Origin of the sequence: Paracoccus haematequi, assembly GCF_900631945.1 — a bacterium.
In the GTDB taxonomy this organism is placed as follows: domain Bacteria; phylum Pseudomonadota; class Alphaproteobacteria; order Rhodobacterales; family Rhodobacteraceae; genus Paracoccus; species Paracoccus haematequi_A.
The window spans coordinates 57,774-71,718 of the sequence record NZ_UZWE01000036.1 but is presented as its reverse complement, the minus strand read 5'-3'; the positions used below and the strand labels follow the sequence as shown (position 1 = coordinate 71,718).

The following is a 13,945-nucleotide window of genomic DNA, read 5'->3' as shown; positions in this document are numbered from 1 at the left end:
GGGACGTTTCGATGAGAGAGGTTTCCGCAGCTAAAGCCATTCTCGTGACCGGAATATGAATGCTGCGGCGCGGCATTTCAAGTATTTTATGCTGCGCCGCAGAATAATGAGGCAGAAATCGCCGTGTTTCGCGCAACCCGTTGTTTCCGGCTGCTTTACGCGGCGCGCTCGTGAACATAGGTTCCGGGCGCGGGGCAAAGCCCTCCTTGCGGTTCGCGGGCGGGCACCATCCCCCCTGCCCGTTCGGCCAGCCAATCCGCCCAGCGGGTCCACCAGGTGCCCGGCGCGAAGCTGGCTGATTCTTTCCAGTCCTGATAGCTGCCGCCGAAATCGCTGCTGCCCAGATAGTGACCGTATTTCTTCTTGGCCGGCGGATTGACGATCCCGGCGATATGGCCCGATTCCGACAGGATGAAGGTCTTGTCCTTGGACCCCATGGCCGCGACGCCGCGCCAGCAATCCTTCCAGGGCGCGATGTGGTCGGTTTCGCAGGCGATGGCGCAGAGCGGCGTCGTCACGTCGGACAAATGCAGCTTGTGACCCATCAGTTCGAAACCGTCGGTGGCGAAGGCGTTCTGCTGGCACAACCCGCGCAGGTATTGCATCGCCATCTTGCCCGGCAGGTTGGTGCTGTCGCCGTTCCAGAACAGCAGGTCGAAGGCGGGCGGGGACTCGCCCATCATATAGCTGCGGATGGCCGGACCCCAGACCAGGTCGTTGGGGCGCAGAAAGCTCATGGTGCGCGACATCAACTGCGCACGCAGCAGGCCGTGGCGCTTCACCTCGTCGGCGATGCCGGTGACGAAATCGTCTTGCAGGAAGCTGACGAATTCGCCCTGGTCCGAGAAATCCGTCAGGGTCGTGAACAGCGTGGCCGATGCCACCCGGTCGTCGTTTCGCTGTTTCAGCAGCGCCAGGGTCAGCGACAGGGTGGTGCCCGCGATGCAATAGCCCACGACATTCAGGCGCGGCTGTCCGGTCAGGTCCCGGACCTTGTCCATCGCCTCCAGATAGGCGGCGACATAGTCCTCCAACCCGACATCGGCATAGCTGGAATCGGGGTTCTTCCAACTGACGATGAACAGCGTGTGGCCCTGTTCGGTCAGCCACTTGATCAGGCTGTTCTGCGGCTTGAGATCGAGAATGTAGAACTTGTTGATCCAAGGCGGAAAGATCAGCAGCGGCGTTTCGAACACCTGGTCGGTCGCGGGCCTGTACTGGATCAGTTCGTACAGCCGGGTCCGATGAACGACCATGCCTTCCGAGGTGCCGATGTTGTCGCCGATCGAGAAGGCATCCCGGTCGGCCAGCGACACCACGATGTCGCCGCTGTTGCGTTCCACGTCGCGGACCAGGTTTTCCAGCCCCCGCACCAGGCTTTCGCCTTCGGTCTCGACTGCCCGTTCCAGGGCGTCGGGATTGGTGGCCAGGAAATTCGTGGGCGCCATCATGTCGACGATCTGGTCGGTCAGCCAGGTGATGCGGCGGCGGGCAGTGTCGTCGGACAGTTGCAGATTGCCCGCCGCGTCCTTCAGCGCCTTGGAATTGATCAGGTATTGCCGCTTGACGAAGCTGAAATAGGGATGGCTGTCCCACAGCGGGTTGGCGAACCGCTTGTCGCCCCTATGGGCGTCGTCCTCTCCCGGCTCGGCCTTGCCCAGGGTCAGCGCTCGATGCGTGCTGGCATAGTTCTTCAGCGTCTCGCCCCAGTAATTGACCTGGTTCTCCAGAACGCGCGCGGGCTGTTCCGACAACGTCTTCACCCAGGCATTGGCGGCGGTCATGAACAGATCCGGCCCCGGCGCCTCGATGCCCGGATTGGGGCGGGACCGGGCGGTCAGCGCGGCCATCAGCCGCTGTCCCAGGGCCTCGATCCGTTCGATATTCTCGGCCAGCTTGCGGGCGGTCGCACCCGACGATCCGCGCGCCAGGGCCTCGGCCATGGCCTGGGGCCCGCGGCCCGCCTCGGCGGCGGGTTCGGCCGGGGCCGCCTGATGCAGAGGCGGGGCGGCGACGGGCGCCAGGGATTCGGCGGCCACGGACGGTTGCGCGGGGGCGGCCTTGGCAGCGGCGGGTTTCGCCCTTGCCCTGCCCGGCTTTTTGGCAGGCGTCCCAGCGGCCTTTTCGGTCATGTCCGATTTGCCACGCTGTCCAGCAACTTTCTTGCCGTCAGATCCTGCACTTCTTGCCATGATCCCGGTTCCCCCCTATGACTGAATTCATCATAGGCGCAGGGCGGCAATTGCGCAAACAAGGGTTTTGAACCCATTTGCCCCGGCGAAGCGTTCCGCCCTGACGCAGCAACGAAAGGATGACCCCTGTGGCGCTCAAGGGTATCAAGGGCATCGTGTCCTACGACGCGATGGAGACCATTCGGAACACCAACGAATGGATGGGCGCATCGGCCCGCGCGATCGCATCCTATCCGGTCTTCGCGCTGAACCCCCATCCGATCTTCAAGCTGATGAGCGCGTGGGGCCGCGTCACCGAACGCAGCTATGCCCGCATGGTCATCAAGCCCGACTGGGAAATCCCGCCCATCGCCGGCGAACAGGGCCAGGACCACATCGTCTATGTGGAACCCGTGATGAAGCGGCCCTTCGGCGACCTGATCCATTTCCGCGTCGCCCGGCGCGAGGTGCAGCCCCGCAAGGTGCTGCTGATCGCGCCGATGTCGGGCCATTATGCCACGCTGATGCGGTCCACGGTGACGTCGCTGCTGCCCGATTGCGAGGTCTATGTCACCGACTGGCACAACGCCCGCGACATCCCGGTCAGCGAGGGCAAGTTCGACATCGAGGATTACACCCAGTATCTGGTCGATTTCATCCGCCACCTGGGACCGGACACCAATGTCATCGCCGTCTGCCAGCCCGCGCCCTTGGCCCTGGCCGCGACCGCGATCCTGGCCGAGGATGACCCGGCGTCCCAGCCGCGCACCCTGATCCTGATCGGCGGTCCCGTCGACCCCGACGCCGCCGCGACCGAGGTCACGGATTTCGGCAACCGCATGACCATGGGCGAACTGGAACACACCGTGATCCAGTCCGTCGGGTTCAAGTATCGCGGCGCCGGGCGGATGGTCTATCCGGGCCTGGCGCAGCTGTCGTCCTTCATCGCGATGAACGCCGAAACCCACGCCAAGGCCTTCATCGACAAGATCTGGTCCGAGGCCCGCGGCACCGCCAGCGAAGGCGACAAGCACAACAAGTTCTATGACGAATACCTGGCGGTCATGGACATGACGGCCGAATTCTATCTCTCCACGGTCGAGCGGATCTTCAAGAACGGCGAGATCGCGCGCAATGCCTTCATGGTCAACGACCGCCCGGTGGACATCGGCAGGATCACCGACGTGGCGGTGATGACGGTCGAAGGATCCAACGACGACATCTCGGCCCCGGGCCAATGCGTCGCCGCGCTGGCGCTGTGCACCGGGGTGCCGCAGGACCGCAAGCGGCAGCATCTGGAACAGGGCGCGGGCCATTACGGCATCTTCGCGGGCAAGTCCTGGCGGCTGAACATCCGGCCCCTGGTGCTGGATTTCATCGACGAACACATGTCCCTGCCCGACACGGCCAAGCCACGCAAGCAGCGGGTGCGCGGCGGCATCGCGGCGGATTGCGGCGCGACGGATCCCTTTACCGACAGCAGCAAGATCGCCGTCTAGGAACCCGGCCTTGCGGTCGGTCGTTCACCCCCGGACAGCCGCATGGGGCGGCACGGGGATATCGAATGACGACCGACGACAAGCACGCCGCGACCTTCTGGGACCGCCTGGACGACATCAACACCGGGATGCTGGGGCTTCTGGACGATGCCCGGCTGGTCCCGATGTCGCGTTACGCCGAACCTGAAACGAACACGCTGTGGTTCATCACGGCCAAAGGCACGGATCTGGCGACCTCGGTCGCGGGGGGCGGCAAGCCCGCGCTGCATGTCGTCAGCGACGCGGCCGAAGGGCTGTATGCACGGATCGACGGCACCCTGTCTCTGTCGGACGACCGGGCCAAGCTGGACGAATTGTGGAACGCCGTCGCCTCCAGCTGGTTCGAGGACGGCAAGCGCGACGAAGACGTGCAACTGATGCGCTTCGACATGACCGAAGCCGAGGTCTGGGCAACCGGTGGCAAGCTGGCCTTCGTCTATGAGATCGCCAAATCCAAGGTCACCGGCCAGAAACCCGACATGGGCGAACATTACAGGCTGACCTTCTGATCAGCGAAGGGCCTGGCCGATCCAGTCGGTGATCGCCCGTTCAAGCCGGGGCGTTAGATCGGGGGACAGCGCCTCTCCCGCGATGACATGGGCGTCGGGATCGTCCTTCGGACCCGGCGCGACCTTCAGGACCGTGGCGCCCCCGCCCCAATCTGCCGCCACCCTGGCCGATGCGGCGTGATCCACGATCCGGTCTGCATCCGACCAGATGAACAGCGTGGGCACGCTTGCGTCGCGCCAGCCGCCCCGCCGCGCCTGCCGCAGCAGCGTACCCACCGCAAGCGTCGCGGACAGCGGATAGCAACTGGTCCAGCGGGCGCGATGCAGATCGTTCCGGGTCGCGAAGCATCGCTGCGGATCGCCGGCCAGTCGGATCAGCCCCCGTGCGAAGGGCAGGTCCAGCAGTTGCGCGGCCCGCGCCCTCAACCGGAAATTGGGCGAGATCAGGACCGCCCCGTCCATCAGCCGCCCCAGTCGCGGATCGCGCGCCGCCAGCGCCGCCAGCGTGGCGCCCGAAGACATGCCGATCACCACGACCCGGCGGCCCATCTGCCGCGCCGCCCCCAGCCCGAACGACAGATCGCGCCACCAGTCCTGCGCCGTCGCCGCCGCCAGATCGGCGCCGTCCGTGCCATGGCCGGTCAGCCTGATCGCCAGAAGATTGGCCCCCAGATCCTGCGCGACATGTTCCGGCAAGGGGCGCAGTTCCGCCGGACTGGCTGAAAAGCCGTGGACATACAGGATTGCGATGTCGGTGATCCGTCCCGGCGGCCCGGCCCATTGCAGGGCGGAGGCGACCTCGGGGCGGAGCTCGGCTTCTCGTCCGGCCAGCCAGGCCTGCACGTCGCCGGGCGGATCGACGGCGCCCTGATCCGGGCGCAGCCTGTCGCGCGGGCCGCAGGCCCACAGCAGCCCCAAGGCCGTCAGCAGGCCAAGCCCCAGCCTAGGCCAGAACATCGTCGATGGACTGCCCGATCAGCCGCAGGCATTCCGGCGTGGAAAAGCGGTGATCCGCGCCCTTGACCAGCGTCAGCCGGATGTCGTCGCCGGCGGCGTGACCCAGCAGCCGCATCGCCCAATCGACAGGAACGTCGGCATCCGCCGTGCCTTGCAGCATCCGCACCGGAACGGACAGCGGCAGCGGCTGGTCCATCACCAGATGATCGCGCCCATCCTCGATCAGGCGGCGAGTGATGACATAGGGCTGGTCGCTGTAGTCGCTGGGCAGCTCGATCCGCTCGGCCCGCAGCAGCGTCTGTCGCTGCGCGTCGTCGAATCCGGCCCAGAACCCCTGCTGGGTGAAATCCGGCGCGGCGGCGATGGTCACCAGCCCCGCCACCCGCTGCGGCATCGCCCGTGCCACCAGCAGGGCGATCCAGCCCCCCATGGACGATCCGACCAGCACCTGCGGCCCGTCCGTCAGCGCCTCGATCACCTGGTGGGCGTCCTGGAACCAGTCGCCGATGCAGCCTTCCTCGAAACTGCCGCTGCTGTCGCCGTGGCCGGAGTAATCGAAGCGCAGGAAGGCCCGGTTCTGCTCGCGCGCCCAGTCGTGCAGCCAGGCGGCCTTGGTGCCGGTCATGTCGGACTTGAACCCGCCCAGGAACACCACGCCCGGCCCGCGCCCGCTGCTGCGCTGAAAGGCGATGCGCCGCCCGGCGGGAATGTCCAGATATTCGCTCATCATCGGTCCTCCATCCGCTTATCTTGACAGTTTTCCCGCCGGGGTCCATGGGAGGCCCACAGATAACCCGCAGCCGGGCGTTCCGTGGGCGCCGAACCGACGAGGAGGACGATATGTCCCAGATTTCCCTGACCTTCCCCGATGGCAATTCGCGCGACTATCCCGCCGGAATCACGGCGGCGCAGGTGGCTGAAAGCATCGCGCCCAGCCTGGCGAAACGCGCGATCTCGGCCAGCCTGGACGGTCGGCATATCGACCTCGCCTGGCCGATCACGGCCAGCGGCGCGATCAGCATCAACACGCTGAAGGACGAGGCCCCGGCCCTGGAACTGATCCGCCACGACTTCGCCCATGTCATGGCCCGCGCCGTGCAGGAACTGTGGCCCGACGTGAAAGTCACCATCGGCCCGGTGCGCGATCACGGCTGGTTCTACGACTTCGACCGGGCAGAGCCGTTCACCCCCGAGGATCTGGGCGCCATCGAGGCGAAGATGAAGCAGATCATCGCCGCCCGCGATCCCGTGCGCACCGAGGTCTGGGACCGCGACCGCGCCCTGGCCTATTACAAGGACCGGGGCGAGCCGTTCAAACTGGAGCTGATCGACCGCATTCCCGAGGGCGAGCCGCTGCGGATGTACTGGCATGGCGACTGGCAGGATTTGTGCCGTGGCCCGCATTTGCAGAACACCGGCCAGCTTCCCGCCGACGCCTTCAAGCTGACCCATATCGCCGGGGCCTATTGGCTGGGCGACAGCACGCGGCCGATGCTGCAACGCATCTATGGCGTGGCCTTCCGCAACCGCGACGAGTTGAAGGCCCACCTGACCATGCTGGAGGAGGCCGCGAAACGCGACCACCGCAAGCTGGGCCGCGAGATGGACCTGTTCCACATGCAGGAGGAAGCGCCGGGACAGGTCTTCTGGCATCCGAACGGCTGGAACATCTATACTACGCTGCAAGACTATATGCGCCGCCGCCAGCGAGCCGACGGCTATGTCGAGGTGAACACGCCCCAGGTCGTCAGCCGCAAGCTGTGGGAGGCGTCGGGCCACTGGGAAAACTATCAGGAAAACATGTTCATCGTCGAGGTGGACGAGGATCACGCCCGCCAGAAGACCGTCAACGCGCTGAAGCCGATGAACTGCCCCTGCCATGTGCAGATCTTCAACCACGGCCTGAAGTCCTATCGCGACCTGCCGTTGCGCATGGCGGAATTCGGATCCTGCAACCGCTATGAACCCTCGGGCGCGCTGCACGGGATCATGCGGGTGCGCGGCTTTACCCAGGACGACGCGCATATCTTCTGCACCGAGGATCAGATCGAGGCGGAAACGAAGAAATTCATCGAGTTCCTGGCAGGCGTCTATGCCGATCTGGGCTTCACCGACTGGCGGATCAAGCTGTCCACCCGCCCGGAAAAGCGCATCGGGTCCGACGAAAGCTGGGACCGGGTGGAAGCCGCGCTTGGCAATGCCTGCAAGGCGGCCGGTTACGATTACGAACTGTTCCCCGGCGAGGGCGCCTTTTACGGTCCCAAGCTGGAATTCGTGCTGCGCGACGCCATCGGCCGCGACTGGCAATGCGGCACCTTGCAGGTGGACCCGAACCTGCCCGAACGGCTGGACGCGGAATATGTGGGCACTGATGGCGCCAAGCACCGGCCGATCATGCTGCACCGCGCCGTTTTGGGGTCGTTCGAACGCTTCATCGGCATCCTGATCGAAAACAGCGCGGGCAAGCTGCCCTTCTGGCTGGCGCCCCGGCAGGTGGTGGTCGCCTCCATCGTCTCGGACGCCGACGCCTATGTGGCCGAGGTGGTCGCGGATCTGCGCGCGGCGGGCATCCGGGCCGAGGCCGATACCCGCAACGAGAAGATCAACTACAAGGTCCGCGAACATTCCGTGGCGAAGGTTCCGGCGATTCTTGCGATCGGCATGAAGGAAGTCGAGGACAGGACGGTATCGCTTCGGCGCCTCGATCAGCAGGGGTCGCGTTCGTTACCGTTAACCGAAGCCATTGCCGCGCTGAAAGACGAAGCCACCCCGCCGGACCTGCGCTGAATCGCGTCTTTCCGGCATGTTATCGCGTGCGGACGCTGGTCCGCGCGCGTTTCCTGCTTGCCTTTTTTAACGATTCGTCCATCCTCTCATCAGCGTGAGCGAAGCCTTTCTACCGCCTCCCTTTCACGGGCAGCCGGAATACCGAAAGCGGGCTGCACGGCCTGACGCAATCCTGCGCCAGGATGACTTGAAGGAGAGAACGGTTATGGCGACCGGAACGGTGAAATGGTTCAACGCCACCAAGGGCTATGGCTTCATTGCCCCCGATGACGGCGGCAAGGATATCTTCGTCCACATCTCGGCCGTTGAACGCGCCGGGCTGACGGGCCTGAAGGACAACCAGAAGATCGCATACGAGCTGCAATCGGGCCGCGACGGCCGTGCCTCGGCCAGCGATCTGAAGCTGCTCTGATCCAGCTTTGCAGGATTGCGGAACGGCCCGCCCGCGCGGGCCGTTTTCATTTTCGCGCCTTGAAAGGACCGGCCCATGATCCCGCTGGACATCTTCGCAGACCCCGTCTGCCCCTGGTGCCTGATCGGCAAGGTCGAACTGGATCGCGCCCTGGAAAGCCGTCCCTCGCATCCGTTCCAGATCGCCTGGCATCCGTTTCGCCTGAACCCGCAGATGCCGCAGGGCGGCATGGACCGGACCGCCTATCTGCGCGCCAAGCTGGGTCCGCGGGCCGAGGATGCCAGCCGCGCCGTGGCACAACGGGCCGCTGCCCTGGGGCTGGTCCTGAACCCGTCGCCGCGCGAACCGGACACGACCGACGCGCATCGGCTGATGCACTGGGCCGGGCTTGAGGGCGCGCAGACCCCCGTCATGTCGGGGCTGCTTCGCGCCCATTGGCAAGAGGCCCGCGACATCGGCGATGCGGCGGAACTGACGCGCATCGCGGCGGCAGGGGGCATGGACGCCGGCCTGGTAACGCGCCTTCTGTCCAGCAACGCCGACCGGGATCAGGTCGCCGCCCGCGAACAGCACGCACGGGATCGCGGCATCACCTCGGTCCCGACCTTCATCGTTGCCGACCGGCACGCGATCAGCGGCGCACAGCCCGCAAGCCTTTGGCGGCAGGTGATCGACGAACTGGCCGAGGGTCCGAAATAACTTGCACAGTGTGCAAGTTCGGATTACAGGAACCGCCTGACGAAAGGCCCCTCATGTCCGTGATCGCCCCCGATGCACCTGCGCCGCAGCGGCGTCTGCCCCTGCCCGAATTCGTGGCCATGCTGGCCTTTCTGTTTGCCACCGTCGCCTTTTCCATCGACGCGATGCTGCCCGCCCTGCCCGACATCGCGGCCGAACTGACGCCCGACAACGTGAACCGGGCGCAGCTGATCCTGACGGTCTTCATGGCGGGCATGGGGATCGGCACCCTGTTCGCCGGTCCCATTTCCGACGCCCTCGGCCGCAAGCCCGCGATTTACCTGGGGGCCGCGATCTATGTCGTTGCAACCCTGGCGGCGATCTTCGCCGATTCCCTGGAATTCCTGCTGGCAGCCCGCTTTGTCCAGGGGCTTGGCGCGGCCAGTCCGCGCATTGTCGGCATGGCACTGATCCGCGACCTGTATTCGGGCCGGGAAATGGCGCGGATTTCCAGCTTCGTGATGATGGTCTTCATCCTGATCCCCGCGCTGGCGCCGTCGATAGGGGCGGGCATCATCTGGTTTTCCGGCTGGCACGGCGTCTTCGTGGCCTTCATCCTGTTCGCGCTGATCGGATCGGCTTGGCTGGGCCTGCGCCAGGCCGAGACGCTGCCGCCTGCCGCGCGTCGTCCGCTGCGGATCGGACCGCTCGGCGCGGCGGCGCGCGAGGTGCTGGCGGACCGCCAGGTCATGCTTTGCACGGTTATCCTGACCCTGGGCTTCGGGCAGATGTTCGGTCTGCTGTCCTCGGCCCAGCAACTGTTCGGCGAAACCTATGGCAAGGGCGACAACTTCCCCGCCTGGTTCGCGCTGATGGCGCTGTTGTCAGGGGCGGGAACGCTGCTGAACGCCACCTTCGTGATGCGCTTCGGGATGCGGCGGATCGCCAAATGGGCCTATGTCATGCAAACGGTGGTCTCGACGGCGATGCTGGCGCTGACCCTGACCGACGCCCTGCCCGCAAGCTTGCGCTTCCCGGCCTTCTTCTTCTGGGCGGTCAGCGTGTTCTTCATGGCGGGCGTGACCTTCGGCAACCTGAACGCTCTGGCGCTGCAACGCATGGGCCATATCGCCGGAATGGCCGCGTCGATCATCGCCGCGCTGTCCACCATCGCGGCGACGCTGATCGCCGCGCCAGTGGGGCTGCTCTATGACGGGACAGCAGTCCCGGCGATCACGGCGACGCTGATCTGCTCAGCCCTGGCATGGTTCCTGATGCGGGGCCTGCGCGACTGACAGATCCGCCCGGCGGGACCGCGCCGTCACGAACCGGGCATTGGCAAGGTCGTTGCGCAGATGCGCGGCGATCCGGTCGGTGTCCTTGCCGAAGCCCTGCCATCGGGCGGTCAGGCGGCGTTCCAGCTCGCCGACCGGCACGTCCAGCCACACCGTCAGATCGAAGCGCAGCCGATTCCAGGGCGCCGCGTCCAGCAGCAGGTAATTGCCTTCGATCACCACGATCCGATGATCCGGGGCCACGACCCCGGCCCCCGCCACCGCGATTTCGCGGCTCCGGTCGAAAACCGGAAAGATCACCTCTGTCCCCGGCATCGCCAGCCGTTCGACCAGAACCGCAAACCCTTCGGCATCAAAGGTCTCGACGGCCCCCTTGCGCGCCAGCAACCCGCGCGCGGACAGCACCCGATCGTCCAGATGAAACCCGTCCATCGGCACCAGAACGGCATCGTCCAGCCGCGCCACCAACGCCTCGGCCAGGGTGGACTTGCCCGATCCCGGCGCGCCCGCCACCGCCACAAGAACCCGCCCGCCTTCCAGCGACCGGATGCGGTCCAGCACGGCCAGCCCTTCTCCTTTGTCCAAATATCCTGGGGGGAGTCCGAAGGACGGGGGGCAAAGCCCCCCTTCCAGGCCCGTCACGCGGCGATCCCCTCGGGCACACGGGCCCCGGTCATATAGGCGACCGCGTCCGACATCGTGTGTTCCTTGGGATTGATGACGCACAGCCGCTTGCCCAGGCGGTGGATATGAATGCGGTCGGCCACCTCGAACACATGGGGCATGTTGTGGCTGATCAGCACGATGGGGATTCCGCGCGACCGCACGTCCAGGATCAGATCCAGCACCCGGCGGCTTTCCTTGACGCCAAGCGCGGCGGTCGGCTCGTCCAGGATGATGACCCGGCTGCCAAAGGCCGCGGCGCGCGCCACCGCGACGCCCTGCCGCTGGCCGCCCGACAGAGTTTCCACCGGCTGGTTGATGTTCTGGATCGTCATCAGCCCCAGTTCCGACAGCTTCTGGCGGGAGAACGCGTCCATCGCAGGCTTGTCCAGCATCCCGAACCACCGGCCCATGATGCCGGGGCGGCGGATTTCCCGACCCATAAACATGTTGTCGGAAATCGACAGGGCGGGCGACAAGGCCAGGGTCTGATAGACAGTCTCGATTCCGGCCTTCCGGGCCTCCAGCGGGCTGGCGAAGCTGACCGGCTGGCCGTCCAGCCTGATCTCGCCTTCGTCTGGCTGCACGGCGCCGGAAATGGCCTTGATCAGGCTGGATTTCCCCGCGCCGTTGTCGCCGATCACGGCCAGGATCTCTCCGGGATACAGGTCGAAGTCGGCGCGGTCCATTGCGGTTACGCGGCCATAGCGCTTGACCAGGTTGCGGGCATAGAGAAGCGGCTGGGTCATGACGAAATCTTCCTGATCCATTGGTCGATGGCGACGGCGACGATGATCAGCCAGCCGGTCGCGAACAGCTGCCACAGCACGTCCACACCGGCCAGCCGCAGCCCGGAATTGAAGACGCCGACGATCAGCGCCCCGATCAGCGGCCCCAGGATGGATCCGCGCCCGCCGAACAGCGAGATTCCTCCGATCACCACGGCGGTAATGGATTCCAGGTTCGCCTCGAAGAACGAGGTCGGGCTGACCGAACCCACCCGGCCGATCGACGACCAGGCCGCCAGCCCGCAGATGACACCTGCGGCCATATAGACCGACATCAGCACGCGTTTGGTCTGGATCCCGGCAAGCGCCGCGGATTCGGGATCGTCGCCCACCGCATAGACCCGGCGCCCCCAGGCGGTCTGGTACAAGGCATACCACAGGACCGCAAAGACCACGATCATCAGCACCACGCCATAGGTCAGGACCGCGCCCCCCAAGGTGAAGCGCTCGCCGAAGAACTTCAGCAGCGGGGCCTCGGCGTCCAGGGTCTGGCTGCGGATGGTCTCGCGGTTGGACAGGTAATAATTCAATGCCAGGAAGATATTCCATGTCCCCAGCGTGGTGATGAAGGGCGGCAGCTTCAGCCGCGTCACAAGCGCGCCGTTCAGCGCCCCGGTCGCGGCCCCGACCGCCAGCCCGATCAGGATCGAGACCGGCACCGGAATGCCGAAATCGACCGACAGCTTGCCCATGATCACGGACACCATCACCATGACCGCGCCGACCGACAGGTCGATGCCCGCCGTCAGGATCACCAGCGACTGCGCGGCGGCCAGGGTGCCGACGACCGCCACCTGTTGCAGGATCAGCGACAGGTTGAAGGCCGAAAAGAAGTTGGGTGAAATCAGCCCGAAGGCGATCACCGACAGCACCAGCACGATGACCGGAACCATGGTCGGATAGCGGTGCAGGAAGTGCTGCACCCGGTCAAGCGCGCCGCGCGAGTGATGGTCGAAGCGGGCGACCGTCTCGGACGGGTTGCGCGCGACCACGGGGTCGGGGGTGTCGGACATCAGTCCCTCCGGTGTTCAGGGGAGGAAGGGCGGCGGCTGCATGGCACCGCCCCCAGGTCGGTCAGGTCAGCCCCAGCACTGGGCCAGGCCATCCTCGACGCTGATCGAGGGCACGCCCTCGACCGGCTGGTCGGTGACCAGGTTCACGCCGGTATCGGTGAAATCCAGACCCTCGGTCGCTTGCGGCTTGGTGCCGTCCTTGGCATAGGCGGCAATCGCCTCGATCCCCATGGACGCCATCTTCAGCGGATATTGCTGCGAGGTCGCGCCGATCACGCCCGCCTTGACGTTCTCCACGCCGGGGCAGCCGCCATCCACGGACACGATGATCGCATTGCCTTCCATGCCAAAGGATTTCAGCGCCTCATAGGCTCCGGCGGCAGCGGGTTCGTTGATCGTATAGACCAGGTTGATGGCGGGATCCTTCTGCATCAGCGCCTCCATCGCCTGGCGGCCGCCTTCCTCGTTCCCCGAGGTCACGTCGTGGCCGACGATGCGGGCGTCATCCTCGTCGCCGATGACATTGTTGTCCTTCACATCGACGCCGAAGCCTTCCAGGAAACCCTGGTCGCGCAGCACGTCGACCGAGGGCGCGCTGGCCGACAGATCCAGCAGGGCGATCCGGGCATCCTTGGCCGCATCGCCCATCTTGCCCGCAGCCCAGGCGCCGATCAGGCGGCCCGCCTCGCGGTTGTCGGTGGCGAAGGTCGCGTCCGCCGCGTCGATGGGATCCAGGGGCGTGTCAAGCGCGATGACCAGGATCCCCGCGTCGCGCGCCTGCTTGACCGATTCCGTGATGGCCTTGGTGTCCGACGCGGTGATCAGGATGCCCTTCACCCCCGCCGCGATGCAGCTTTCCATGGCCTGCTGCTGGGTCTCGTGATCGCCGTCGATCTTGCCCGCGAAGCTCATCAGCTCGATGCCCAGTTCCTGCGCCTTGGCGGTGGCGCCTTCCTTCATCTTCACGAAGAAGGGGTTGATGTCGGTCTTGGTGATGATGCAGGCCTTGACCGGATCCTGCGCGGTGGCGACACCTGCCGACAAGGCCAGCACGGAAGCGGCCAGCGACAGACGCAGCGATGATGTGATGATCATTCCGAAACTCCTCCGAATGGCGGCACCTCCTCCGCCTTG

Annotated in this window: 13 protein-coding genes; 6 read left to right on the top strand and 7 right to left on the bottom strand. The window is 65.7% G+C overall.

Annotated features, from left to right (window positions below):
- Positions 1-155 precede the first annotated feature (155 nt).
- On the bottom strand, positions 156-1,943 hold the full coding sequence (gene phaC / locus PARHAE_RS12930; protein ID WP_241232811.1) for a class I poly(R)-hydroxyalkanoic acid synthase: 1,788 nt from the start codon (positions 1,941-1,943) through the stop codon (positions 156-158).
- Between the two features lie 419 nt (positions 1,944-2,362).
- Here phaC and phaZ point away from each other — a divergent pair, with 419 nt between their 5' ends.
- Together phaZ and PARHAE_RS12920 are read left to right on the top strand one after the other, a co-directional pair.
- Entirely contained in the window at positions 2,363-3,670 is a 1,308-nt protein-coding gene (gene phaZ, locus PARHAE_RS12925; protein ID WP_420899408.1) for a polyhydroxyalkanoate depolymerase, read from the top strand.
- Between the two features lie 65 nt (positions 3,671-3,735).
- The gene (locus tag PARHAE_RS12920) at positions 3,736-4,218 is read left to right on the top strand and encodes a pyridoxamine 5'-phosphate oxidase family protein (protein ID WP_126155006.1); all 483 of its coding nucleotides are present in this window, start codon (positions 3,736-3,738) and stop codon (positions 4,216-4,218) included.
- On the opposite strand, the gene PARHAE_RS12915 is transcribed toward PARHAE_RS12920, so the two are convergent.
- Both PARHAE_RS12915 and PARHAE_RS12910 read right to left on the bottom strand, forming a co-directional pair.
- A complete protein-coding gene (locus PARHAE_RS12915; RefSeq protein WP_126155005.1) occupies positions 4,219-5,175 on the bottom strand; it encodes an alpha/beta hydrolase in 957 nt (318 codons plus the stop codon).
- Complete coding sequence (locus tag PARHAE_RS12910) at positions 5,162-5,902, bottom strand: alpha/beta fold hydrolase (protein WP_126155004.1); 741 nt, start codon at positions 5,900-5,902, stop codon at positions 5,162-5,164. The genes PARHAE_RS12915 and PARHAE_RS12910 overlap by 14 nt, the downstream gene beginning before the upstream one ends.
- A 113-nt stretch (positions 5,903-6,015) precedes the next feature.
- On the opposite strand from PARHAE_RS12910, the gene thrS reads away from it, so the two are divergent.
- The 4 genes from thrS (at position 6,016) to PARHAE_RS12890 (ending at position 10,347) form a co-directional block, all read left to right on the top strand.
- Positions 6,016-7,962 carry a threonine--tRNA ligase gene (gene thrS / locus PARHAE_RS12905; RefSeq protein ID WP_126155003.1) on the top strand — a complete coding sequence of 649 codons (1,947 nt, stop codon included), beginning with the start codon at positions 6,016-6,018 and terminating at the stop codon, positions 7,960-7,962.
- A 205-nt stretch (positions 7,963-8,167) separates the two neighbouring features.
- Positions 8,168-8,374, top strand: coding sequence for a cold-shock protein (locus PARHAE_RS12900; protein WP_089388183.1), 207 nt, complete (start codon positions 8,168-8,170; stop codon positions 8,372-8,374).
- A 75-nt stretch (positions 8,375-8,449) separates the two neighbouring features.
- Positions 8,450-9,073: a DsbA family oxidoreductase gene (locus tag PARHAE_RS12895; RefSeq protein ID WP_126155002.1), complete on the top strand. Its 624-nt coding sequence runs from the start codon at positions 8,450-8,452 to the stop codon at positions 9,071-9,073.
- 53 nt (positions 9,074-9,126) lie between these two features.
- On the top strand, positions 9,127-10,347 hold the full coding sequence (locus PARHAE_RS12890) for a multidrug effflux MFS transporter (protein WP_241232805.1): 1,221 nt from the start codon (positions 9,127-9,129) through the stop codon (positions 10,345-10,347).
- Here the strand turns inward: PARHAE_RS12890 and PARHAE_RS12885 are convergent.
- From PARHAE_RS12885 to PARHAE_RS12870, 4 genes are all read right to left on the bottom strand, one after another.
- Entirely contained in the window at positions 10,306-10,908 is a 603-nt protein-coding gene (locus tag PARHAE_RS12885; RefSeq protein WP_241232804.1) for a nucleoside/nucleotide kinase family protein, read from the bottom strand. The genes PARHAE_RS12890 and PARHAE_RS12885 overlap by 42 nt on opposite strands.
- 77 nt (positions 10,909-10,985) lie before the next feature.
- A complete protein-coding gene (locus PARHAE_RS12880; protein ID WP_206436949.1) occupies positions 10,986-11,759 on the bottom strand; it encodes an ATP-binding cassette domain-containing protein in 774 nt (257 codons plus the stop codon).
- The gene (locus PARHAE_RS12875) at positions 11,756-12,811 is read right to left on the bottom strand and encodes an ABC transporter permease (protein WP_126154999.1); all 1,056 of its coding nucleotides are present in this window, start codon (positions 12,809-12,811) and stop codon (positions 11,756-11,758) included. Before PARHAE_RS12875 ends, PARHAE_RS12880 begins: the two co-directional genes overlap by 4 nt.
- 66 nt (positions 12,812-12,877) lie before the next feature.
- Positions 12,878-13,906, bottom strand: a complete 1,029-nt coding sequence (locus tag PARHAE_RS12870) for a sugar ABC transporter substrate-binding protein (RefSeq protein ID WP_126154998.1) — start codon at positions 13,904-13,906, stop codon at positions 12,878-12,880.
- Between the last annotated feature and the right edge of the window lie 39 nt (positions 13,907-13,945).

Excerpts from the sequence above, each read along its gene's own strand:
- phaC (WP_241232811.1), bottom strand. The coding sequence starts at position 1,943 with ATGGCCGAGGCCCTGGCGCGCGGATCGTCGGGTGCGACCGCCCGCAAG.
- phaZ (WP_420899408.1), top strand. The coding sequence starts at position 2,363 with ATGGAGACCATTCGGAACACCAACGAATGGATGGGCGCATCGGCCCGC.
- PARHAE_RS12920 (WP_126155006.1), top strand. The coding sequence starts at position 3,736 with ATGACGACCGACGACAAGCACGCCGCGACCTTCTGGGACCGCCTGGAC.
- PARHAE_RS12915 (WP_126155005.1), bottom strand. The coding sequence starts at position 5,175 with ATGTTCTGGCCTAGGCTGGGGCTTGGCCTGCTGACGGCCTTGGGGCTG.
- PARHAE_RS12910 (WP_126155004.1), bottom strand. The coding sequence starts at position 5,902 with ATGAGCGAATATCTGGACATTCCCGCCGGGCGGCGCATCGCCTTTCAG.
- thrS (WP_126155003.1), top strand. The coding sequence starts at position 6,016 with ATGTCCCAGATTTCCCTGACCTTCCCCGATGGCAATTCGCGCGACTAT.
- PARHAE_RS12900 (WP_089388183.1), top strand. The coding sequence starts at position 8,168 with ATGGCGACCGGAACGGTGAAATGGTTCAACGCCACCAAGGGCTATGGC.
- PARHAE_RS12895 (WP_126155002.1), top strand. The coding sequence starts at position 8,450 with ATGATCCCGCTGGACATCTTCGCAGACCCCGTCTGCCCCTGGTGCCTG.
- PARHAE_RS12890 (WP_241232805.1), top strand. The coding sequence starts at position 9,127 with ATGTCCGTGATCGCCCCCGATGCACCTGCGCCGCAGCGGCGTCTGCCC.
- PARHAE_RS12880 (WP_206436949.1), bottom strand. The coding sequence starts at position 11,759 with ATGACCCAGCCGCTTCTCTATGCCCGCAACCTGGTCAAGCGCTATGGC.
- PARHAE_RS12875 (WP_126154999.1), bottom strand. The coding sequence starts at position 12,811 with ATGTCCGACACCCCCGACCCCGTGGTCGCGCGCAACCCGTCCGAGACG.
- PARHAE_RS12870 (WP_126154998.1), bottom strand. The coding sequence starts at position 13,906 with ATGATCATCACATCATCGCTGCGTCTGTCGCTGGCCGCTTCCGTGCTG.